This window comes from Mesorhizobium sp. YM1C-6-2, from assembly GCF_003666685.1.
GTDB lineage: Bacteria > Pseudomonadota > Alphaproteobacteria > Rhizobiales > Rhizobiaceae > Mesorhizobium_K.
This window is the reverse complement of sequence record NZ_RCIZ01000001.1, coordinates 756,233-778,029: the sequence shown is the minus strand read 5'-3', so window position 1 is coordinate 778,029 and position 21,797 is coordinate 756,233. Positions and strand designations below refer to the sequence as shown.

Here is a 21,797-nt window from a genome sequence, read left to right as displayed (position 1 = left end):
CGCACCATATCACCAGATTTGGATCGTTTGGGCCGGTGGTGATAAGACTCTCCACGGGAGAATGCTGATGGACCTGCGCTTCAAGGACGAATTGGCGCTGATGCCTGACCTCAGGCATCGGCTGCGCCGTCTGCGCTGGTTCCGCATGACGTTCCGCAGCCATGCCCGCCTCGTCGCCTCGACCTACGGCCTGCGCTTCGAAATCGACGACGCGAAGCTGACGCGGGCCTTCCTCGACTGGGTCGAGACGATGGAGACGAAGAAGGATTTCGCCAAGGTCGACCGCGCCGACTTCGTCATCTTCGCGGCCGGCCTGGTGCTGCGCGAACTGATCCGGCAGGAGCCGGCGACGGTCGTGGAACGGGGCCTTAGCGCGCCGGCGGTCGCGAACAACCCCGAGATGGCCGACATCGTCGACTTCTGGCCGGAAGGTTTTCTCTACACGAACTTCTGCGTATCGGCGATCGCGGCAGTCTATGAGCAGGAGTTCGGCGAGGCGCCGGCGGTCGACAAATGCGCCGACGACCTCAGGACATGGTGGTCCTACCGCGAGAACGCATCGGAAATGCCAGCCTATGCCGTCGCCTTTCTCGACCGCTTCCTCGGCGCCGAGCCCAACTGGCTGCTTCCCGACGATCCGCGCTCACGCCCGGCGATCGTGGAAGCGCTGGGGTCGCTCGCCGAGCCCCGGCTGACGCATCGCTGACAGGGCCGCGTCTAATCCATCCATCCCAACTCAAGCATAAAATCGGGGCGCGTTCTCGTGGCAGACAAACTGGTCATTTTCGATTGCGACGGCGTGCTCGTCGACAGCGAGCCGCTGGCGGCGGAAGCCTATGAGCGGGTCTATGGCAGGCATGGCATGAACGGCGTCGGCGCCGACATCATCGCACAATGCATCGGGCTCAAGCAGGCCGACATCATCGTCAAGATCAAGGAACTCACCGGCCACGAGATTCCCGAATATGCGCATGGGGACATCTGGGCGGAGACAAAACGACTGTTCACCGAGAAGCTTGTCGAGACGGAAGGCTTGAAACGCTTTCTCGACGGGCTGTCGGTCCGGAAATGCGTGGCATCCGGCTCGTCCCCCGAACGGATACGGCACAGCCTCGAAATCACCCGCCTCGCCGGCTATTTCGGAGATTCGCTGTTCAGCTCGACGATGGTGAAACACGGCAAGCCGGCGCCCGACATCTTCCTCTATGCGGCGGAGAAGATGGGAGCCGATCCGTCGCACTGCGCCGTCATCGAGGATTCGCCGCTCGGCGTCGAAGGCGCGGTCGCCGCAGGAATGATGGTCATCGGCTATACCGGCGGCGGCCATACCTATGACGGCCATGGCAGCAGGCTGGTGTCACGCGGCGCAGTGACCGCCTGCGCAAGCTGGGATGCCGTGCGGGATGAGCTGACGGCGCGCGGCTTCCTGGGCTGACGCTGCCTCTCCCCCCTTGCAGGAGGCTGGAGCTACACCAGTATCCCGAGCGGATTTTCGATGTGGCGCTTGAAGGCGACGAGAAGCTCGGCGCCGAGCGCGCCGTCCACGGCGCGATGATCGGTCGACAGCGTCACCGACATGATGGTGGCGATCTTGATCTCGCCGTTCTTCACCACCGCCCGTTCCTCGCCAGCGCCGACCGCCAGGATCGTCGCGTGCGGCAGGTTGATGACCGCGGAAAAGTCCTTGATGCCGAACATGCCGAGATTGGACACCGCCGTGGTGCCGCCCTGGTATTCCTCCGGCTTCAGCTTCTTGGTGCGCGCACGCGCGGCGAGGTCCTTCATCTCGTTGGCGATCACCGACAGCGTCTTCTCGTCCGCTTTGCGGATGATCGGCGTGATTAGGCCGCCGGGGATGGAGACGGCGACGCCGACATCGGCATGCTTGTGCTGCACCATGGCGGTTTCGGTCCACGACACGTTGGCGGTCGGCACGTCTCGCAGCGCCAGCGCCATCGCCTTGATGACCATGTCGTTGACCGAGACCTTGTAGGCGGGAACCTCGCCCTTCTCGGTCTTCTTCACCGGAGCGGCCGCGTTGATCTGCGTCCGCAGCGCCAGGAGCGCGTCGATCTCGCAGTCCAGCGTCAGGTAAAAGTGCGGGATGGTCGACTTCGCCTCGACCAGCCGCCTTGCGATGGTCTTGCGCATGTTGTCGTGCGGGACGAGCTCGTAGGAGCCTTCCTCGAAGAGCTTCAGTACCGCGTCGTCCGACATCGGCTTGACGGCCGGCGCAGGCCGGTCGGGTGGGGTCGCAAAGCCGGTGCTCGGCGCGACGGCGGTTCCTTCCGGGGCAATCCCCTCCGTCCGCTTCGCCGCCACCTCCCCCTGGAGGGGGGAGGAAAGGCCGGCGACCGCGGCTTCGACATCCGCGCGCACAATGCGGCCATACGGGCCGGAGCCGGCGATATCGGCCAAAGCAATATTGTTTTCGCGCGCGATACGGCGGGCAAGCGGCGTGGCGCGGGTTCCACCCTCCCCCTTGAGGAGAGGGGCGGCGCGCAGCGCCGGGGTGGGGGTTGCCGTCTCAGGCTTTGCATTCGGCGTAGAGGGCGTATCATCCCCACCCGCGCCTTCGGCGCGACCTCCCCCCGCAGAGGGGGAGGTGGGAGCCATGTCCTGCACGGTTTCGCCCTCGGCATAGATCCACGCCACCGGCGATCCCACGGGAATATCCACGCCTTCCTTGCCGACGATGTCGCGGAGGGTGCCGGATGCCGGCGAATCGATCTCCATCGCCGCCTTGTCGGTCTCGATCTCGAACAGCAGGTCGCCCTGCTTCACCGTCGCGCCTTCGGCGACGAACCAGCGCGAGATCTGGCCGGTCGCCATGTCCATGTCGACCTTGGGCAGGATGACTTCGACGGGCATCAGCGTTTTCCGCGCACCAGGTCGCGTGCGGCGGTCACGATGTCCGGAACCTGCGGCACCGTCGCCTTCTCGAGCTCGGGATTGTAGGGAACCGGCGTCTCGGCGCCGCCCAGCCGCACGATCGGGGCATCCAGATAATCGAAGGCATCGCTCTCGGCGATGGTGGCGCTCACCTCGGCGCCGATGCCCAGCGTCTTCACCGCCTCGTAGACGCAGAGCAGGCGCGAGGTCTTCTTCACGCTCTCGATGATGGTGGCCTTGTCCATCGGCCGGATGGTTCGCAGGTCCACCACCTCGATGTCGATGCCTTCGCCGGAAAGAGTCTCGGCGGCTTCCAGCGCCTTGTGCACCATGATCGAGGTCGCGACGATGGTGAGGTCGCTGCCCTCGCGGCGGATCTCGGCCTTGCCGATCGGCACGGTGTAGTGTCCCTCGGGTACATGGCCCTTCATCTTGTAGAGCAGCTTGTGCTCGAAGATCATCACCGGGTCGGGATCGGCGACGGCCGCCAGCAGCATGCCCTTGGCGTCGTGCGGCGTTGCCGGCTGGATGACCTTCAGGCCCGGAACGTGGCCGAGCCAGGCTTCGAGGCTCTGGCTGTGCTGCGCGGCAGCGCCCGTGCCGGAGCCTGCCGGAAAGCGCATGACCACCGGCACCGAGACTTCGCCACCCAGCATGAAGCGCATCTTGGCGGCCTGGTTGACGATCTGCTCCATGGCGAGCGTGGCGAAGTCGGAGAACTGGAACTCGAAGATCGGCCGCATGCCGGTCAGCGCCGCGCCGACCGCCACACCCGCGCCGCCGAGCTCGGAGATCGGCGTGTCCATCACACGGTCGGCCCCGAAGCGCTCGACGAGATCGCCGGTCACCTGGAAGGCGCCGCCATAGACGCCGATGTCCTCGCCCATCAGGAAGACGCGTTCGTCGGCCTCCATGGCGATCGCCATGGCCTCCTGAATGGCCTGCGAATAGCTGAGCTCGCGCGGCATCGCGTCCATGGTCAGGCCGGCTCCGTGTAGACGAATTCTTGCAGGTCCGCGGTGTCGGGAGACGGGCTCGCCTTGGCGAACTCGATGCCGGCCTCGATCTCGGCGCGCACCGCCTCGCGGATCGCCTCGATGCCCTTGTCGTCGATGATGCCGAACTCCTTGAGATCGGCCTCGAACAGCATGATCGGGTCGCGGTTGGAGATCCAGTCCTCGATCTCCTCCTTGCTCCGATAGCGGTTGCGGTCGCTCTTGGAATGGCCGCGGTAGCGATAGGTCTTCGACTCGATCAGCGTCGGCCCTTCGCCCGCACGGGCGCGCTCGACCGCCGCATGCGACGCCTCCGCGACCTCGGAGAAGATGTTGCCGTTGACGATGACGCCGGGCATCGAATAGGCGGCGGCGCGGTCGGCGATGTTCTTCACCGCGGTCGAGCGCGCCGTCGAGGTCGACATACCGTAGCCGTTGTTCTCGCAGACGAAGATCACCGGCAGCTTCCAGATGGAGGCCATGTTGAGCGCCTCGTGGAAGGCGCCTTCATTGTTGGCGCCGTCGCCGAAGAAGGAGACGACCACCTTGCCGTTCTTCAGCTTCTTGGCCGAAAGCGCAGCCCCGACCGCGATCGGGATGCCGCCGGCGACAATGCCGTTGGCGCCGAGATTGCCCATCGAAACGTCGGCGATGTGCATCGAGCCGCCGCGGCCCTTGCAATAGCCGGTCGTCTTGCCGAAGAACTCGGCGAACATCCGCTTCACGTCGGCGCCCTTGGCGATGCAGTGGCCGTGGCCGCGATGCGTCGAGGTGATCTGGTCCTCCGCCGTCAGCGGCATGCAGATGCCCATGGCGCTCGCTTCCTGGCCGATGGAGAGGTGCATCGTGCCGTGGATGAGGCCGCGCATGTAGCTGTCCTCGGCGCCCTCCTCGAAGCGGCGGATGAGGTACATCTTGCGCAGCACCTCCTTCAGCTCGTCAGGACCGTAGTGCCTGTAGGCGAAGGGCAGGTTGGAGTGCGTTTCGTCGGCGAGCTTCCTCGCGGTGGCCATGCTCATGCTCCGTAGACAAGCTTGTCCTGGCGCGCGCGCAGCTCGGCGATCTTGGAACCGGGTGCGGGGGCCGCATTCTGGTAGGTGATGAGTTCGCCCTTCCTGATCGGCGCGGTCACCGAGCCGCCCTGCAGCAGGCCGCAGGGAATGGCCTTCGCCGCGCGCGCCTCGGGCGCGGTCATGATCCAGGCGCGGTAGCAGTACTCGCCGATGGCATCGAGCGTGTCGCCGGGCTGCAGATCCTTCTTGGCAACGGCGCAGACTTCCGCGACCGGCTTTGCCAGCGGCACCATGTCGGCCTTGCCGTAGAGCACCACGCGGGCGCAGGTGAGCGGCACCTCGAGCGAGGTGAGGTGATAGGGCCGGTGGAAGGTGAAGTAGGGACCCTTGCCCATCTTCAGGTCTTCCATGCGCTCGGTGACGCGCGGATGCGACATGTCGGCGATGACGAAGACGCCGGGCGCAACGCCCTTGCCGATCGAATAGTCGACCACGCCGACCTTCGACAGCACGCCGCCATCCTTCTCGGGCACCAGCGTCTTGTTCAGCTCGCCGAGCGTCGCGGCAGGGCCGTGCATGCCGGGTTTGTCGGGCACCAGGCCGGTGGCGTTGGCGATCGCCGCCATCTCGACCATGGTCTTGGAGCCGTCGACGAACTCGACCAGCATGCGCACGTTCATGTGCCGGCGCGCCGCCTCTTCCTCATAGGCGGGCGGCGTGGCGTCGACGTTGAGCGGATTGTTCTTGCCCTTGCCGGCCGCCACGATCGGATGGCCCATGGCGGAGACGAACTCGATCAGCTCCATGCAGGAGGAAGGCTCGTCGCCGGCCCCCAGCGAATAGGTGACGCCGAGACGGTCGGCCTCGCTCTTCAGATAGGCACCGATGGTGACGTCGGCCTCGACGTTCATCATGACGAGATGCTTGCCGTGCTCCATGGCCCGCAGGCCTATCTCGGCGCCGACCGCCGGCACGCCGGTCGCGTCGATCACCACGTCGATCAGATCGTTGCCGATGACGAGGCTGGCGTCGCCGGTGACGGCGATCTTGCCTGACTCCATCGCCCTGGTCAGGTCGCCGGCATTGCCGGCCTCGGCCGAATGGCCCTTTTCCTGGTAGGCGATGTCGACCGCCTTCACCGCGTTCGGGAGGTTGAGTTCGGCGATGGCGCCGATCTCGATGCCGTCCATATGCGCCACGCGGGTGACGATGTCGGTGCCCATCTCGCCCGATCCGATGAGCCCGATGCGAATCGGCTTGCCCGATTTGCCGCGTTCCCTGAGGTCGCGCGCGAGGCCGGTCGGGGAAATGTTGATGCTCATCCGCTAAACTCCTCCTAGCTGCGGCCAGCAATCCCTAGTGAACATATGTCTTTCGATCAAGCGAAATGTTCATAAAGAGCGAAATTTGACAACGAATCCCGCCGGCCGTCGGAATCCGTGCGTTGGATGTAGGCCGGAAGACGGGACGGGGCTACCTCGGAACGGAACAACCCATGCGGAAACCGCCGAGACGCCCGCCGGGCGCCGGCTCGCGGCCGCAAACGGAGCTAGCGCGCCGACTTCTCCGGATCGGAGGGCGCTTTCCTGGCAAGCTGGGAAAGAGTCGTGCGGAACTCGTCGAGGATCGAGACCTGGCGCGACAGGACGTCGAGCCGGCGCTCGCAATTGATGATCGAGGCCGTCAGTTCCTCCACCCTGTCGTTGGAACGGTCGGCCGCGCCGTCATTCTCCATCGCCTCGACCAGGAAGGCCGCGTCCGTCGTTGCCGAGCGGTAGCGGCGCTCCAGTCCGGACCTCTCCACCGCTATCTCGTCCGAGATCTCGTCGAGCAATCGCGCCAGGCGATCGAAACGACGCGCATCGGTCGCGTCGTCCCGTTCGGGATTCCTTGTCCGGAATCCGAAGATTGCCATCCTAGCCGACCTGTTTGAGCGGCGGCACGGCCGCCTCCTCCAGGAGATCGCCGATCACGTCGGCCATGGAGCGGGCGAGGTCCGGCCTTGCCAGCGCAAACGCCACATTGGCCTCGACAAAACCTTCCGGCGAGCCGCAGTCGAAGGTGCGGCCGCGGTAGTGGTAGCCGTAGAAGCCCTGCTGCTTCTCAAGCTTCAGCATGCCGTCGGTGAGCTGGATCTCGTTGCCGGCGCCCCGTTCCTGGTTCTCCAGGATCGAGAAGATCTCCGGCTGCAGGATGTAGCGGCCGTTGATGAACAGGTTCGACGGCGCCGTGCCCTGCTTCGGCTTCTCCACCATCCCGGTGATCCGGAAACCGTTATGCGCCGCCTCGCCCTTGCCGACGATGCCGTATTTGTGCGCCTCTTCAGGATCGCACTCCTGCACCGCGACGATGTTGCCGCCGGTGTTTTCGTAAAGCTCCACCATCTCGGCCATGCAGCTCTTCCTGGACTGCATGATCATGTCGGGCAGAAGCAGCGCGAACGGCTCGTCGCCGACCAGCTCGCGCGCGCACCAGACCGCGTGGCCGAGACCCAGCGGCTCCTGCTGGCGGGTGAAGCTGGTCTGCCCGGCCAGCGGCTGCAGCCGCTGCAGCTTGGCCAGCTGGTCGTCCTTGCCGCGCTGCGCCAGCGTGTGGTTCAGCTCGAACTGCATGTCGAAATGATCCTCGATGACCGCCTTGTTGCGGCCGGTCACGAAGATGAAGTGCTCGATGCCCGCCTCGCGCGCCTCATCGACCACATACTGGATGACAGGACGGTCGACGACCGTCAGCATCTCCTTCGGCACCGCCTTCGTCGCCGGCAGAAACCGCGTCCCCAACCCTGCTACCGGAAATACTGCCTTGCGGACTCTTTTCATGAGGCTCCATCTCGCCTGTTGAACACCGCCCACCCAGTTCCTAAAAGCTATGGTGTCTGCAGCATGGGTCAAGCATGACACATGCCGATCACACCGTTGGCCGACCGCCGAAGCTTACGACGCGTTGGCCTTCACGCTGAGCCGCACCGGGCTCAGATAGTCTTCGGCCGGACGCCCGACGCCGACATAGCCGAAGCCGTGGCCCTTGACCTCGTCCTTGCGGTAGATGTTCCTGAGATCGACCAGCAGCGGCGTCTTCATCACCTGCCGCAGGCGCTTGAAATCCATGGCGCGGAAAGCGTTCCATTCGGTGACGATCACCAGCGCGTCGGCATCCTTCGCCGCATCGTAGGGATCCTTGGCGAAGGTGACGTTGTCCACCATCGACTTCGCCTGCGGCATGCCTTCGGGGTCGTATGCCGAAATCTCGGCGCCACCATCCTGCAGCGCTTGGATGATGGTGAGCGAGGGCGACTCGCGCATGTCGTCGGTGTTCGGCTTGAAGGTGAGGCCGAGGATGGCGATCTTCTTCTCGCTGACGTCGCCGCCGCAGGCAGCGACGATCTTGCGGGCGATGGAGCGCTTGCGCGCCGTGTTCACTGCCACCGTCGTCTCGACCAGCCTCAGCGGACTGCCATAGTCCTGCGCGGTCTTGGCCAGCGCCACTGTGTCCTTCGGGAAGCAGGAGCCGCCATAGCCGGGGCCGGCATGCAGGAACTTCGAGCCGATGCGCTTGTCGAGGCCGATGCCCTGCGCGACCTGCTGCACATTGGCGCCGGTCTGCTCGCACAGGTCGGCGATCTCGTTGATGAAGGTGATCTTCATCGCGAGGAACGCATTGCCTGCATATTTGATCAGCTCGGCGGTGCGGCGGCCGGTGAAGAGCATCGGCGCCTGGTTGAGGTAGAGCGGACGGTAGACCTCGGTCATCACCGCCTCGGCGCGCTCGTCCGACAGGCCGACGACGATGCGGTCAGGCCGGCGGAAGTCATCGATCGCGGCGCCCTCGCGCAGGAACTCCGGATTGGAGACGACGGCGATATCGGCGTCGGCGTTCGCCTTCCTGATGATCTTCTCGATCTCGTCTCCGGTACCGACCGGCACGGTGGACTTGGTCACGACCACAGTGAAGTTCTTCAGCAGCGGGGCGATCGAGCGCGCCGCCTCATAAACGAAGGAGAGGTCGGCATGACCGTCGCCGCGGCGAGCCGGGGTGCCGACGGCGATGAAGATGACCTCGGCATCCTCGACGCCCGTGGCGAGGTCGGTCGTGAAGGACAGACGGCCTGCCTCGACGTTGCTCTCAACGAGGTCCTCGAGGCCGGGCTCGAAGATCGGGATCTGCCCGCTCCTCAGCGCGGCGACCTTGGCTTCGTCCTTGTCGACGCAGACGACGTCATGGCCGAAATCCGCCAGGCATGCGCCCGAGACGAGGCCGACATAGCCGCTGCCTATCATCGTGATCCGCATGTTCAGATCCTTTCAACTTTCAGAGTGGCTGCCGGTGCGGGCAAGCCGTTGGTGGGCGGGCTACCGAGCGCCCCTTTGTATCCGGTTTGGAGGTCGCGTTCCATCGCTCTCAATCGCCGATCAGCGCCACGCCGGTCGAATCGATGCGCAGGCAGCTCAGGCGATGCGTGGCGTAGGCGCCGGTGTCGAGATTGATCCTGTTCGGCCGGAACTGAGGCTCCGCGTTCGGCGTGTGCCCGTGCACGACTATGGCTCCGAACGGTCCGGTATGCTCGAGGAAGGGTTTGCGTATCCACAGGAGATCGTCAGGCACCTGCTCCTCCAGCGTGCGGCTGGGCAGGACCCCGGCATGGGCGAAGAAATACGGGCCGTAGCGGTAACTCGACCGCAGCGACCTCAGGAAGCGGATATCCTCGAGCGGAACGGCACGTGCGAGCGCCGCGCTCAATATCGCTTCCCTCGACGGGTTGACGCCGTAGGAGAGCGCAGTCGCGGCACCGCCCCAATCGAGCCACTCCCGGTCGGAGATGCGCCCCTCGAGAAAATGGAGGAGCACGGCCTCGTGGTTTCCCGACAGGGCCAGCACGCCGCCCCGCTCGATCCGGGCGCGGAGCATGGCGATCACGCCGGCGCTTTCCGGGCCCCGGTCGACATAATCGCCCAGATAGATTTCGAGACGCCGTTCGGCAGTGCCTGCCTCCCAGTCCCGTTCGATCGCCTCGTGCACCCGCCGCAGGAGATCGGCGCGGCCGTGGATGTCGCCGATGACATAGAGCACCGTCTCCGCGTCGATGGCCGGATAGACCGGCTCACCGCGCTTCCCGCCGGCAAGACGCGAAACCCATTCGAGCATTCCGGCTCCCCAGCCGGGCGCGAAGGCTGACGCCTCAGCTCTGCGAAACGTAAGAGCCGAACTTCTCATGGGAATAATATTCGCTGTTTCCGACGCTGGAGGTGTAGAGGCGCAGGCCGTCTTCGTCGGCTTTGTTGAGCAGGCATCCGATGATCTTCTGGCTGACCAGCGGCGCATTGTGAAGCGCGTCGGACACCGTTGCGGTGGAGGTCTTGCCCCATTCGACCACGAAGACGAAGCCGTCGACCGAGCCGGCGATCGCCTTGGCGTCGATGACGGGCGCCAGCGGCGGCAGGTCGATGATGACGTAGTCGTAGGTCTGGCGCGCGGCGGTCAGCAGTTGCGCCATGTTCGTCGAGCCGATCAGGTCGGTCTTCTGGGCGGCGCCGCCCTTGCCCGCCGCCGGCAGGAATTTCAGCCGCTTGGCCTCGTCCGAATAGATGAGGTCGTTGATCGGAGCGTCGTTGACGAGGAACTCGAACAGGCCGCCGCTGGCGTTCGGCGTGATCTCGCGGGTCAGCGTCGGGCTGCGGAGGTCTGCATCGATGACCAGAACCGTGTTGCCGGACGAGGCGACGAGCTCGGCGATGTTCATCGCCACCGTCGACTTGCCCTCCCCCGGCATCGACGAGACGACGCCGATGACGCGCACGCCGCCATCGATCGGGGCGAAGTCGATCGCCAGCTTCACCGACCGCAGCGCCTCGGCGAACCGCGAAAGCGGCGCCTTCATCACATGCTGGAACACGCCAAGGTCGCGGGCGAGTACTCTTCCGTTGCCGGCGTCCTTTCGCGCGCTGCGCAAGGGCCGGCGCGTCCGGGCGAGCTTCGGCAGCACGCCGACGCATGGGTGGCCGAGCACCCGCTCAATCTGGATGGGTGTGCGGAACGTGCGGTCGGCCAGTTCGCGGCCGAGCGCCAGCATCAGGCCGAGCGCAAGACCGGCTATGCCGGAAAAGGCGAAGGTGATGATCGTCTTGGGCGACGACTTCTTGCGCGCCGGCGAGGCTTCGGTCAGCACGCGCGCATCCGTGATCGGGAAGGATTCCTGCTGGAGCGCGGTCTTGTAGCGGTCGAGGAAGCTCTCATAGAGGTTCTGGTCGGCCTGCGCATTGCGCTCCAGTTCACGCAGCCGAACCTGGGCCTGGGCGATGTCGCCGGAACGCGCGGTGTAGTCGGCGAGCGACTTCGAAAGGTCGGCCTCCTGCTTGAGGGCGACCTCGAGATCGCTCTTGTAGACCTGCTCGATCCGTCCGAGCTCCTTCAGGATCAGCGTGTTGATGTCCTCGATCTGGCGGCGCGCCCGCTGGGCGGCCTCGTGCTCTGCCCCATACCGGCGCGACACGTCCGCCTCCTGCTGCGCCAGCTTCGAGCTTTGCTGGCGCAACTGGCTGATCACCTGGTTGTCCAGCGCGTCCACCACGGACGCTTCGGGATTGCCGGACGCTATCATCTGGGCGATCTGGTCGTAGCGCGCGCGGCGCTCGGCCGTCTCCCTCTGCACCTCGACCAGCTTGGTCGAAAGATCCGTCAACTGCGTGTCGGACAGCAACTGGCCGCTGCCTGCATTGGTGTCGATGATGCCGTTCTCGCGCTTGTAGCTCTGGACGAGCTGGTCGGAAGCGACCGCCTTGTCGCGAAGTTCGGTGAGGCGCACTTCCAGCCATGCCGATGCGCGGTTCACCGATTCGTAGCGGGCGTCCAGCTTCTCCTCGAGATAGGCGTTGGCGACCGCATTGGCCGCGTCGGACGCACGCTGGGCGTCCTCCGACCTGAAGTTTATGGCCAGCACGAAGGTCTCATCCAGGCGCTCGACGGACAACCGCCCCGCGAATGCCTCGATGATGCCGCGCGGGACACCGTCCTCCTGCACGGCGGGCGGAGGCGGCCCGAGCCTGATCATCGAGCGGATGACGCTCAGGCCGCGCGAGGCAAGCTGGGCGATGGAGTTCTGCGAGCGGGTGAGTTCCTCGGCCTCGACGAGGCCGAGCTGCTTGATCACCTTCAGCGCGATCTTCTCGGAGCGGATGATCTGCAGCTGGCTGTTGACGTCGACATCGGTGAGGGCCGGCTGCATGCCCGGAGGGTTCGGATTGCGGCCGTCGAAGGTCTGGGCGTTCTCGATGTCGAGATAGACCAGGGCGGTCGAATTGAACATCGGCTTGGTGGTGATCAGGTAGATCACGCCGACCACCAGCATCACCGCGACCGCGGCACCGATCAGCAGGGCGCGGCGCCGCAGGATGGCGAGCAGGTTGGCAATGCTGAGCAAGTCCGCCGCCGTCTCGGCGGACGGCTGCGGCCGAGGCGATTCGGCTGGCCAGTTCTTCTGGAGCTGCACGAGCATCGGGCGGGTCCCTGTGTTGCGATGCACAAATCTCTTGAATTCAGTGGCTCGAACGATCAGTCATCAGCGCCGATTATTCGAACATAAGTATCTGTATTCAAAAGATTATCCAAACACCTTTCATTGCCCAAGCCCGTGGAATGCAAGTTATCAGAGTTTTGTTGCAGTGCAAGAGAATATCCCAACAGAACATGGTTTTGAGGCCGAAGTTTGAAGGCCGCCCGCTGATGGGGCGCTCTGCCGCAGCTATCTGTGGCCGCTCGCCCTCGCGCTTGGCGTGGGCGTCCAGGTCTGGAACCTGTCGCCGCGCACCGAACGCCACACGCCCCATGCGGTTCCGGCAAAAGAGAGGAGCATGGCGAGCGTCTTCAGGGCAGGTCCGAATTTCGCCGCGACCAGGAGCGCGAAAGCGGCAATCACGATGAGCACTGCGCCGAGCACCGGCGCCGGCGGAAACACGGCGAGCATGGCGAGCAGGAAGAACAGCCCGGCAAGCAGGAGATTGTAGCCGATCACCCACTTCAGGAGCCGATGCGACACGTAGCAATAGGCAAGCGCCGGCCGCGGCCAGATCTCGGGCCAGATGAGGCGGTGCACGTTGAAGGCCTGGCAGGCGATGCGGATTTTGCGGCGGAACTCGTCATAGGTACTCGTCGCCGATTTCTCGAAGGCGAGCGCATTTGGAGCCCGCACGACCCGCATGCCGTCGATCAGGATCTTCATGGAGATGTAGAAGTCGTCGATGATGTCGTCTGGCACGACATGGTGGGCGGTGCGCCTTATGGCGAACAGCGATCCGTCGGCGCCGACGACGCTGTACGCATCGCTTTCCAGCTGCTTGATCGCCTCCTCGATGCGCCAGTAGAGCGAGCCGGAGCTGCTCATCGCGCTCTCGTCCGGATTCGAATAGACGAGATGGCCGCACACGCAGCCGACCGCGGGGTCGGAGAACCACGGCGCGATTTCCGGCAGCACGATGAGGTCGAGCTCGACATTGGCGTCGGTGAACACCACGATGTCGGCCGTGCATCTGTCGACCAGCACGTTCATGCCGTGCGACTTGCCGCGCCTGACTTCCGCGGCGACCACATTGATCCTGTCCCTGAACGGCTCCAGCCGCTCCAGCGTGCGGTCCGACGCGCCGTCGACATAGATGAAGAGCTCGCAGTTCGGCACCGCCTCGGCGACCGCGATCATGTTGCGGGCCTTTTCCGCGATGGTCCGCTCCTCATTGTAGGCGCAGACGCAGATCGCAAAGGTCGGCAGGGATGAAGGGGCAACCGGCGGCGACGGCCGGCGACGGACAAGCATCAGCGACAGCGGATAGGTCACGAACGGATGGATGCTGAGCAGCAGGAAAAAGACAGACAGGCCGATGCATATGGCAAACGTCACGGTGCGGGCACCCTCACAAAAACCACCCTCCGATCCCGCCCCGCGCCGCCGGATGCCTGGTCCGGCTGCAATATATGTCGTCCCCAGCAGAAAAACGGCCCTGCCGCATGGACAGGTGACTGCGCCAACAGGGACACGTCACACTCCACTCGAAGCGCCGCGCGCCAACCCGTGCAAGACCTGCCAAACCCGTGCAGGCGGGATACCGCATGGCTAATGGGCCGCGAAACCGGCGTGTTGTCAACGCTCATCGTCACGAGGCTTGTGGCTCAATCAAGCACAGCCGGACAACATAAAACGGTCTTTCCCTCGATCAACTTTCGTCAAAGCCTGAAAAATCTTGCCGGACCAAGGTCCTGATACGCGCCGCGGAAACTCCGGGACAGAACCGATCCGGCTGCGACATTTTGGACGAAACACAAAAAAACCCAACTCCCGTCATTTCTCCGACGCAATACGTTCGCTATTCTTTCCGCGCTGGACTTTGCACTTGGGCGGGGTGGATCGCCGCGCGGCTAAATTGTGTGCCTGCGCCAACCGTCAACCGGAGCGGCGCCTCGCCGTTCAGGCCACAGAAGCGAGCCCATGGCGACCGACGTCTCTCAGGCATCCACTCTTTCCACCTCTCGCAGTTTTATCTTCGGAACAAGCGGCGCGGACACCATCGCCGGCACTGCCGGCGCCGACATCATCTATGGCCGCGCGGGAAGCGACGTTCTTTCGGGCGACGCCGAAGCCGACATGTTCGTGGTGCGCCGCGGTGAAGGCTCCGACACGATAACCGATTTCCAGGCCGGATCCGGCGGCGACATCCTTCGCCTCCAGAACTACGGACTTTCAGACTTCGCGGCTTTCAAGGCGGCATCGGTCCAGTCCGGCGCGGATCTGTCGGTAACGCTGCCCAACGGCGAGACGCTGACCCTGACCAATGTCGATGGCGAAGCCCTGCTGCCCGAGAACCTCAAGCTCGACCAGCCGCTTCCGGTTTCGGGCGCGCCGACGGCCTGGAACTCGACCTACGAACCGGGCAGCACGCTCGAAGGCACGGCGGAGAACGACCAGCTTGCCGGCAGCAATCCCGACATCACGCTGGTCGGCGGCATGGGCGACGACACCTACATCGTCTGGGACCACACCAACACGGTGGTCGAAGAGGCCGACGCCGGCATCGACACGATCTCCACCTACGGCGTGCACGGCTACTCGCTGGCCTCCGCGCCCAATGTCGAAAACCTCACCCTGCTCGGCGGAGAAACCTCTTCCGCCCGCGGCAACAGTCTCGCCAACATCATCACCGGCAACAGCGCCAGCAACCTGATCGACGGCGGCGGCGCCGACGACGTGCTCATCGGCGGCGGCGGGCGCGACACATTCGTCATCCGCCAGGGCGAGGGTTCCGATACCATCATGGATTTCGAAGCCGGCCAGCGCGGCGACACCGTGGCGCTCGCCGATTTCGGGTTCGAGAATTTCGCCGCCGTCAAATCCGCCCTGCACCAGGTCGGCTCGGACGCCATCCTCGATCTCGGCGACGGCTCCATCCTGACCTTCCGCAACAGCCAGACCGCCGACTTCTCCGCAAACAACTTTTCGCTCGCCGTCGACACCGCCTCCCTCGTCCAGACATTCAACGACGACTTCAACGAGCTCGACCGTTTTTCGGACGGCGACGGCACCTGGCGCACCCGCTTCGAATGGTGGGGCGACGGCGCCTTCACGCTGGCGCAGAACGGCGAGCGACAGATCTATGTCGACACCGACTTCCGCGGCCTGACGAACACCGAGCAGGAGAGCCCCCTCGGCTACAATCCGTTCTCGATAGAGGACGGCAAGCTCGTCATCACGGCCGAGCCGATCGCCGATCCGAGCGCCGCGACCAAACATTTCGACTACACCTCGGGCATGATCTCGACACATTCGTCCTTCTCGCAGACCTACGGCTATTTCGAGATCACGGCGGAACTCCCCAAGGAGCCGGGCACATGGCCGGCCTTCTGGATGCTGCCCGTCGACAATGGCTGGCCGCCGGAGATCGACATCCTCGAAGCCTATGGCGACATCTCCAACCAGGTTCACACGGCGGTCATCGGCACCGGCGGCACGACGGACACCTGGGCGCAGGTGGACACCTCGGAGGGGTCCCACAGCTACGGCATGATGTGGACGCCCTATGAGATCACCTTCTACGTCGACGGGGTGAAGACCTCCTCCGTGGCCACTCCGACCGAACTGCACGATCCGATGTACATGATGGCCAACCTGGCGATCGGGGGGCTGGCCGGAAACCCGGATCCCGCGCTGGTCGCGCAGTTCAGCATCGACAACATCGCGGCCTACCAGCTGCCGGAATATACGCTCGATCAGTACACGCTGCGCCAGAGCGGCGCCCATACGCGCTACATCGAGGGAACCTACGGCCCTGAGACCCTGCAGGGGACGTCGGGCAACGACTTCCTCAACGGACGCGCCGGCGCCGATTCGCTGATCGGCGGAGCCGGCGACGACACCTACAACGTCAATGACAGGACGGCGAAGGTGTACGAGAATTTCGACGGCGGCATCGACACGATACGGGCCTCGGTGAGCTACGCTCTGCCTGCCAATGTCGAGAACCTGTACCTGGTCGGCAATGACGGCTGGAACGGCGCCAAGGGCAACGACCTGCCCAACATCATCGTCGGCAATGGCGGCGGCAACACCATCACCGGCGGACGCGGCAACGACATACTGACGGGCGGCGCCGGTCCCGACACCTTCGTCTTCAGCCGCGGCGACGGCTCCGACATCATCACCGACTTCCAGGCCGGGCCTGGCCGCACCGACGTGGTCAAGCTCGTCGACTACGGCTTCTCCACCTTCGAGGAAGTCCAGGCCGCGATGACGCAGTCCGGCGACGACATCCACCTGGCGCTCGACGGCTTCGAGACGCTGGTGTTCCGAGGCAGGCAGATTTCCGACTTCGCGGCAGACGACTTCCTGCTGCCGGACATCCCGCCGGAGAGCCTGGCCTGGATCAGGGCCAACATCGGCACCGAAGGGGCCGACACTATGCTCGGCAGCGCGTCCAACGAGCGGTTCGAGGGCAAGGGCAATGCCGACACCTATTCCGGCGGCATGGGAGACGACACCTATCTCGTCGACAATGCCGAGCAGCAGGTCGTCGAGCGGCCGCGCGAAGGCATCGACACCGTGGAGGCCTACATCTCCTACGCGCTGCCGGACAATGTCGAGAACCTCAAGCTGCTCAATCCGGGAACGAGCGGAACCGGAAACGACCTCGCCAACCGAATCACGGGCTCGGAGGGCAGCGACGTCCTCAATGGGCTCGGCGGCGACGACTATCTGGTCGGCGGCCGCGGCGCCGACGTATTCGTGTTCGAACGTGGAAACGGCTCCGACACGGTCGCCGATTTCAGCGGCAGCGCGACGGAGGAAGGAGATACGTTGCGTTTCGTGGGCTACGGCCCCGACGCGTATCTGACAAATGTGGAGGATAACTGGACGATTCACTATTCCGGAGGGGAGGAGAGCTTCCACCTGTCCGGGGTCACGTCGCTTTCGCAGACCGACTACGTCTTCGCCTGATACCCGTCCGTGCGATTCGCGTTACCAGGGTGCCGTCCCATGATGCGTTACCTCATGCCCGATGATGCAGGAGCGCGCGCTCGAGGCTTGCCGCCGGCAACAAGAAAGCGGCCGACCGCCCATGATGCAGAGCATCTTCCGACCCTGTGCAAGCGCGGCAAAGATAATGCTGCGACGCAATATCCAGAGCGTGACGACATAAACTTTTATATCCAAAGCAATCATAATGTGAAACTTGGCAACCTTGGAGAAATATTTACAAATACATCGTGATTTTTGCATCGCAACATAGCAGTTTAAAAATCAGTATAGCTTTCCTATCTTTTGTTCTTGATACCGATATTACGGAATAGCGGTACGGATAGACACAAAAATGCCCTCTTGATCGGGCTCAAGATCGATGGTTTAAGTTTATCGTTCGCGAAGGGGCGCATCAGGGGCGGGTCGCGTGCGGATAGCGTTGATGGAGACGTCTGATGCTAAAAGCCGAAAGTTCCCTGGATAATGCCGCCGGCTCGACAGTCGAGATCGTCGGCGCCGGGTCGGCTCGATACACGCCTGGCGGTACGCTCAAGCGAGTGCTCGATATAGCCATAGCGACGACCGGCATGGTCGTGCTGTGGCCTCTCATGCTGATGGTGGCGCTGGCCATCCGTTACACCGATCCTGGACCGGCCATCTTCGGCCACGAGCGGATCGGCCTGAACGGCCGTCGCTTCAAATGCCTGAAGTTCCGGTCGATGATCATCAATTCGGATGCCGCGCTGCGCGATCTTCTGGATCGTGATCCCACCGCCGCTGCCGAATGGGCGCAGTCGCAGAAGCTGAAAAACGACCCGCGCATCACCAAGCTCGGCAAAATGCTCCGGGAAACCAGCCTGGACGAACTGCCGCAGCTCTGGAACGTGCTCAAGGGCGAGATGAGCATCGTCGGCCCAAGGCCGATCGTCTCGGCCGAGGTGCGCCGCTACGGCAACCACTTTCCCGCCTACGCCGCCACCAAGCCCGGCATCACCGGCCTCTGGCAGGTGACCGGACGCAGCGACTGCACCTATGAGGAGCGCGTGTCGCTGGACGTGGCCTATGTGGAGAACTGGTCGCTTCTGCGGGACGTGTGGATCATCGCCAAGACGGTGATCGTCGTGTTCGGCCGCAAGGGCAGCTACTGAAGCTGCGCCTTACGGCTCTTCGCCGACCTTCTTTGGAAGGTGCATGTCGCTGGGTACCGGCTTCCGGGTTTCGGTCGCTTCGGCTCCCGGCTTCCTGCTCCAGGGCTTGGCGACAAGCAGCATGGTGATGAAGTATGCGCACTCGATCACGAGCAGGGCGATGAGCGCCGCGGCCAGCATGGGCAGCACACCTTGCGCGCTCACGGCATATGCGCCGAGCACGGCAGGAACCAGCGCGATCAAGCCTACGGCGACGGCGGAAAGCCGTATCACTCCGCAACCGACGCCGATGGCAAGATACAATAGGACTACAGTTCCGGTCATCGGTGCCCCTTCCGTTGAACCGTGCGCTACTGGCCCGCAGTTAAGTTTCGCTGAAACAAACCAGTCAAAACCAATGCGCTGCCTAACTTGGTAGCAGCCGAGGGAAGAAAAGCCAACAAATTAGTCGATGCATGGCACCCATCAAATCTACCTCGCCGATCAAGTGTTGCGCGACCGCATCAAAGGGAACGATCAATGATAATACGGACGTCGGCTGAAGACAGTTCCACGGAACCTTTGTTTTCAATCGTCATGGTTACTTACGCGCGCGACCACCTGGTCCCGGAGACCATCGCGCAGGCGGCCAAGGTGGCCGGACCGCGGCTCGACGAGGTCGAATTCATTCTTGTGGACAACAATGTCGACGAGACGGATCGCTCGGCCTTTCTCGCCCCGTTCAGCCGCTGGCAATATGTCAAGCTCGGCTACAACAAGGGGGTCTCGGCCCGCAACGACGGGGCGAACGCCGCGCGCGGCTCCTACACGATCTTCGTCGACGACGATGCCTTCCTCAATCCGGAGGGCGTGCTCGACCGCTACGAGGCGGCATTCCAGGCCAATCCGAACGTCGCCATCGTGACGGCCCGTCATATCGATCATGCGACCGGCGTCACTCCCCGCGCCTCTTTCCCCCACACCGACAAGTCGCTGCCGCAGGACCGCCCGTTCAAGACCTTCCGCTTCCAGGGCAACGGCTTCGCCATGCGCCGCAGCGCCTTCGACCGGATCGGGCCGATGTCGGAGGAATTCTTCTACGGGCTGGAGGAGATCGACTACGCCTACCGCGTCGTCGATGCCGGCTACGAGATCTACTACGAGCCGGCCTGCTGGGTGGTCGAGCACAATGATCCGGGCGGCCGCAAGCCGAAGAAGGAGGTCGAGGAGATGCGGCTGACCAACAAACTGATCATCTCCTTCAAATACCTGCCGGCAATCTATCTGCCGCTCAATTTCGTGCTGTTCTCGGCCTACGTCTTCTATCTCAACCGCGGCCAGATCAACGTCTTCCGCTCCTTCGGCAATTTCCTGAAATGGGCGCGCGAGCATCCCGGCCGCCGCAAGCCGCTGGGACAGCCTGCAATCGCCTATATCGAAAGCTGCGGCGGAGCAGTGTGGAAATGAGGACTCTCGCCGCGCGGCTTTCCCGACGTCTTGTCCGCTGCGCGGCGGCCGCTGCCTTGGTCTCGGCGGTGACGCCCGCCCAGGCGACCGAAGTCGGCGCCTATCGCGGCCCGGGATGCGACGGCCGCGCCGCGATGGCGGAACTCGAGACCTTCCTCGGACGCAAGATCGAGCGCACCGTCGACGCGCTGAACCAGGAAAGCTGGGTCGAGATGCGCCGCAGCATCCCCTGGATCGTCAAATGCTGGGCCGATTCCGGAATCAAGCTGACCCTTTCCGTGCCGATGCTGCCACGGGGCAATGCGGGCACGCTGAGCGAAGGCGCCGACGGCGCCTATGACGCCATTTTCACCCAGACCGCCAATGCGCTGGTCAGGTACGGGCTGAACGACACGGTCATACGGATCGGCTGGGAGTTCAACGGCAACTGGATGCCGTGGGCCGCCTCGAAGGACCCGGAGAGCTACAAGCGTTATTTCCGCCGCATCGTCGAGATCATGCGCCGGGCGCCCGGACAGCGCTTCAAGTTCGAGTGGTGCCCCAATCACGGCCGCCACGACATGGACCCGACCGAAGCCTATCCCGGCGACGACGTCGTCGACATCATCGGCATGGATATCTACGCCGAGACCTGGGACGCCTCGACCGCCGATCCGCACGACCGTTTCCAGCATTTCGTCGACCAGCCGTTCGGGCTGAAATGGCACCGCGACTTCGCCAGGGAGCACGGCAAGCTGATGTCCTATCCGGAATGGGGCGTCGGCGACAAACCCGGCGGCGGGGGCGTCGGCGACGATCCCGTGTTCATCGCCGGCATGGCGGACTGGTTCGAGGAGACGAAGCCGCTTTATCAGAGCTACTGGGACGTCCAGGCCGTCGACTACAACGCCCGCATGTCCAATGCGCAGTTTCCCCGCGCCGCCGAGATGTTCAAGCGCCGTTTCGGAGCCGACAGCGGCGGCTAGTCTACATCTGCTCCGCTTCGCGCTTGCGCAGGAAGACGAACAGCGATTGCGCCAGCCAGCGCGGCGTCAGCGCCATGTAGGCGAGCCACATGCGGGCGACCACCGTGCTGCCGAAATTGTAGGACGGCTGGGCGTTGTAGCCAAAACTGTAATCATCGAAGCGCGAACTCCGGAAAGAGCGGCCGATGTCGCCCAGCGTGTTCATCCGGTAGACCGTCGGGAAGACGTCCTTGTCGTCGCGTCCCGCCGGCTGCGCCCGTCTCAGCACCTTTGCATGCAGCGAATTCGGAACGAGCCGCGCGCCGAGGCCGACATAGCCCCATTTGTTGGGCGTCCACGCGCAGAACCAGCCGCCTGGCTTCAGCACGCGGTCGCATTCCGAAACGAAGGCGGCGGGGTCTTCGACATGTTCCAGCACGGCGTAGCTGTAGATCAGGTCGACGCTTTCGGCGTCCAGCGGCAGCCGCCCGTCTGCCTCGATCACATGCGTCTCGTCCATAGCGTCGTTGGTGGCGACCTCGGGATCGACATCGACGCCGATGACCCTGTTGCAGCGTCCCTTGAGCGTCGAGATCGCATTGAGATGCGGCCCGAACTCCGGAAAGCGGTTTCGTCCCGCGCCAAGATCGAGGACGATATCCGTCGGACGAACGAGTTCGTTGACCATGGAGAAGAACAGGAACCGGTCCTGGCGGTGAAGGAAGCGAACGACACGCCTTTCGGGGAAAAGGCGGATCATGGGGTCCACGCGCGCAGCCATGCTTGGCCTCCACTCCCCCGCGCAGGTCTTATTCAGACACCCTGATTAAGGCATTTGTTGCCTGCCTGCGTCAACGCTGGCACGCCAA

19 protein-coding genes are annotated in these 21,797 nt (G+C 64.0%); 7 read left to right on the top strand and 12 right to left on the bottom strand.

Annotation, left to right across the window (positions count from 1 at the left end; genetic code table 11):
* Positions 1–67 precede the first annotated feature (67 nt).
* Both D8676_RS03765 and D8676_RS03760 read left to right on the top strand, forming a co-directional pair.
* A complete protein-coding gene (locus D8676_RS03765) occupies positions 68–706 on the top strand; it encodes a hypothetical protein (protein ID WP_121579472.1) in 639 nt (212 codons plus the stop codon).
* A 57-nt stretch (positions 707–763) separates the two neighbouring features.
* Complete coding sequence (locus D8676_RS03760) at positions 764–1,435, top strand: HAD family phosphatase (protein WP_121579471.1); 672 nt, start codon at positions 764–766, stop codon at positions 1,433–1,435.
* A 32-nt stretch (positions 1,436–1,467) separates the two neighbouring features.
* Here the strand turns inward: D8676_RS03760 and D8676_RS03755 are convergent, their stop codons facing one another.
* From D8676_RS03755 to D8676_RS03710, 10 genes are all read right to left on the bottom strand, one after another.
* Positions 1,468–2,871 (bottom strand): pyruvate dehydrogenase complex dihydrolipoamide acetyltransferase, encoded by a 1,404-nt coding sequence (locus D8676_RS03755; RefSeq protein WP_121579470.1) that lies wholly within the window; start codon positions 2,869–2,871, stop codon positions 1,468–1,470.
* Positions 2,871–3,869, bottom strand: a complete 999-nt coding sequence (locus D8676_RS03750) for an alpha-ketoacid dehydrogenase subunit beta (protein WP_121579469.1) — start codon at positions 3,867–3,869, stop codon at positions 2,871–2,873. Before D8676_RS03750 ends, D8676_RS03755 begins: the two co-directional genes overlap by 1 nt.
* A 2-nt stretch (positions 3,870–3,871) precedes the next feature.
* Positions 3,872–4,900 carry a thiamine pyrophosphate-dependent dehydrogenase E1 component subunit alpha gene (locus tag D8676_RS03745; protein WP_121579468.1) on the bottom strand — a complete coding sequence of 343 codons (1,029 nt, stop codon included), beginning with the start codon at positions 4,898–4,900 and terminating at the stop codon, positions 3,872–3,874.
* A gap of 2 nt (positions 4,901–4,902) precedes the next feature.
* On the bottom strand, positions 4,903–6,222 hold the full coding sequence (locus D8676_RS03740; RefSeq protein WP_121579467.1) for an NAD(P)H-dependent oxidoreductase: 1,320 nt from the start codon (positions 6,220–6,222) through the stop codon (positions 4,903–4,905).
* 227 nt (positions 6,223–6,449) lie between these two features.
* Entirely contained in the window at positions 6,450–6,815 is a 366-nt protein-coding gene (locus D8676_RS03735; protein ID WP_121579466.1) for a hypothetical protein, read from the bottom strand.
* Between the two features lies 1 nt (position 6,816).
* A complete protein-coding gene (gene galU / locus D8676_RS03730; RefSeq protein WP_121579465.1) occupies positions 6,817–7,719 on the bottom strand; it encodes a UTP--glucose-1-phosphate uridylyltransferase GalU in 903 nt (300 codons plus the stop codon).
* Between the two features lie 114 nt (positions 7,720–7,833).
* Positions 7,834–9,189, bottom strand: coding sequence for a UDP-glucose/GDP-mannose dehydrogenase family protein (locus tag D8676_RS03725; protein WP_121579464.1), 1,356 nt, complete (start codon positions 9,187–9,189; stop codon positions 7,834–7,836).
* Between the two features lie 109 nt (positions 9,190–9,298).
* On the bottom strand, positions 9,299–10,042 hold the full coding sequence (locus D8676_RS03720; RefSeq protein ID WP_210210695.1) for a metallophosphoesterase family protein: 744 nt from the start codon (positions 10,040–10,042) through the stop codon (positions 9,299–9,301).
* 34 nt (positions 10,043–10,076) lie between these two features.
* Complete coding sequence (locus D8676_RS03715) at positions 10,077–12,389, bottom strand: polysaccharide biosynthesis tyrosine autokinase (protein WP_121579463.1); 2,313 nt, start codon at positions 12,387–12,389, stop codon at positions 10,077–10,079.
* Between the two features lie 246 nt (positions 12,390–12,635).
* Positions 12,636–13,784: a glycosyltransferase gene (locus D8676_RS03710; RefSeq protein ID WP_121579462.1), complete on the bottom strand. Its 1,149-nt coding sequence runs from the start codon at positions 13,782–13,784 to the stop codon at positions 12,636–12,638.
* 585 nt (positions 13,785–14,369) lie between these two features.
* On the opposite strand from D8676_RS03710, the gene D8676_RS03705 reads away from it, so the two are divergent.
* The 3 genes from D8676_RS03705 to D8676_RS03700 all read left to right on the top strand — a co-directional run bounded on the left by D8676_RS03705 (position 14,370) and on the right by D8676_RS03700 (position 18,538).
* On the top strand, positions 14,370–17,369 hold the full coding sequence (locus D8676_RS03705) for a family 16 glycosylhydrolase (protein WP_121579461.1): 3,000 nt from the start codon (positions 14,370–14,372) through the stop codon (positions 17,367–17,369).
* A 39-nt stretch (positions 17,370–17,408) separates the two neighbouring features.
* On the top strand, positions 17,409–17,642 hold the full coding sequence (locus tag D8676_RS26985; RefSeq protein WP_147448146.1) for a hypothetical protein: 234 nt from the start codon (positions 17,409–17,411) through the stop codon (positions 17,640–17,642).
* A 203-nt stretch (positions 17,643–17,845) separates the two neighbouring features.
* On the top strand, positions 17,846–18,538 hold the full coding sequence (locus tag D8676_RS03700) for a sugar transferase (RefSeq protein ID WP_121579460.1): 693 nt from the start codon (positions 17,846–17,848) through the stop codon (positions 18,536–18,538).
* A gap of 9 nt (positions 18,539–18,547) precedes the next feature.
* Here the strand turns inward: D8676_RS03700 and D8676_RS03695 are convergent, their stop codons facing one another.
* Positions 18,548–18,862: a hypothetical protein gene (locus D8676_RS03695; protein WP_147448145.1), complete on the bottom strand. Its 315-nt coding sequence runs from the start codon at positions 18,860–18,862 to the stop codon at positions 18,548–18,550.
* Positions 18,863–19,114: 252 nt separating this feature from the next.
* On the opposite strand from D8676_RS03695, the gene D8676_RS03690 reads away from it, so the two are divergent.
* Both D8676_RS03690 and D8676_RS03685 read left to right on the top strand, forming a co-directional pair.
* On the top strand, positions 19,115–19,984 hold the full coding sequence (locus D8676_RS03690) for a glycosyltransferase (protein ID WP_183096962.1): 870 nt from the start codon (positions 19,115–19,117) through the stop codon (positions 19,982–19,984).
* Entirely contained in the window at positions 19,981–20,949 is a 969-nt protein-coding gene (locus D8676_RS03685) for a glycosyl hydrolase (RefSeq protein WP_121579457.1), read from the top strand. The genes D8676_RS03690 and D8676_RS03685 overlap by 4 nt, the downstream gene beginning before the upstream one ends.
* Before the next feature lies 1 nt (position 20,950).
* Here D8676_RS03685 and D8676_RS03680 read toward each other — a convergent pair whose 3' ends face one another.
* Positions 20,951–21,709 (bottom strand): class I SAM-dependent methyltransferase, encoded by a 759-nt coding sequence (locus tag D8676_RS03680; RefSeq protein ID WP_121579456.1) that lies wholly within the window; start codon positions 21,707–21,709, stop codon positions 20,951–20,953.
* Positions 21,710–21,797 lie beyond the last annotated feature (88 nt).

Bases quoted from the DNA above. Each gene is read 5' to 3' on its own strand.
- D8676_RS03765 (WP_121579472.1), top strand. From the start codon at position 68: ATGGACCTGCGCTTCAAGGACGAATTGGCGCTGATGCCTGACCTCAGG.
- D8676_RS03755 (WP_121579470.1), bottom strand. From the start codon at position 2,871: ATGCCCGTCGAAGTCATCCTGCCCAAGGTCGACATGGACATGGCGACC.
- D8676_RS03750 (WP_121579469.1), bottom strand. From the start codon at position 3,869: ATGGACGCGATGCCGCGCGAGCTCAGCTATTCGCAGGCCATTCAGGAG.
- D8676_RS03745 (WP_121579468.1), bottom strand. From the start codon at position 4,900: ATGGCCACCGCGAGGAAGCTCGCCGACGAAACGCACTCCAACCTGCCC.
- D8676_RS03740 (WP_121579467.1), bottom strand. From the start codon at position 6,222: ATGAGCATCAACATTTCCCCGACCGGCCTCGCGCGCGACCTCAGGGAA.
- D8676_RS03735 (WP_121579466.1), bottom strand. From the start codon at position 6,815: ATGGCAATCTTCGGATTCCGGACAAGGAATCCCGAACGGGACGACGCG.
- galU (WP_121579465.1), bottom strand. From the start codon at position 7,719: ATGAAAAGAGTCCGCAAGGCAGTATTTCCGGTAGCAGGGTTGGGGACG.
- D8676_RS03725 (WP_121579464.1), bottom strand. From the start codon at position 9,189: ATGCGGATCACGATGATAGGCAGCGGCTATGTCGGCCTCGTCTCGGGC.
- D8676_RS03720 (WP_210210695.1), bottom strand. From the start codon at position 10,042: ATGCTCGAATGGGTTTCGCGTCTTGCCGGCGGGAAGCGCGGTGAGCCG.
- D8676_RS03715 (WP_121579463.1), bottom strand. From the start codon at position 12,389: ATGCTCGTGCAGCTCCAGAAGAACTGGCCAGCCGAATCGCCTCGGCCG.
- D8676_RS03705 (WP_121579461.1), top strand. From the start codon at position 14,370: ATGGCGACCGACGTCTCTCAGGCATCCACTCTTTCCACCTCTCGCAGT.
- D8676_RS26985 (WP_147448146.1), top strand. From the start codon at position 17,409: ATGATGCGTTACCTCATGCCCGATGATGCAGGAGCGCGCGCTCGAGGC.
- D8676_RS03700 (WP_121579460.1), top strand. From the start codon at position 17,846: ATGCTAAAAGCCGAAAGTTCCCTGGATAATGCCGCCGGCTCGACAGTC.
- D8676_RS03695 (WP_147448145.1), bottom strand. From the start codon at position 18,862: ATGACCGGAACTGTAGTCCTATTGTATCTTGCCATCGGCGTCGGTTGC.
- D8676_RS03690 (WP_183096962.1), top strand. From the start codon at position 19,115: ATGGTTACTTACGCGCGCGACCACCTGGTCCCGGAGACCATCGCGCAG.
- D8676_RS03685 (WP_121579457.1), top strand. From the start codon at position 19,981: ATGAGGACTCTCGCCGCGCGGCTTTCCCGACGTCTTGTCCGCTGCGCG.
- D8676_RS03680 (WP_121579456.1), bottom strand. From the start codon at position 21,709: ATGGCTGCGCGCGTGGACCCCATGATCCGCCTTTTCCCCGAAAGGCGT.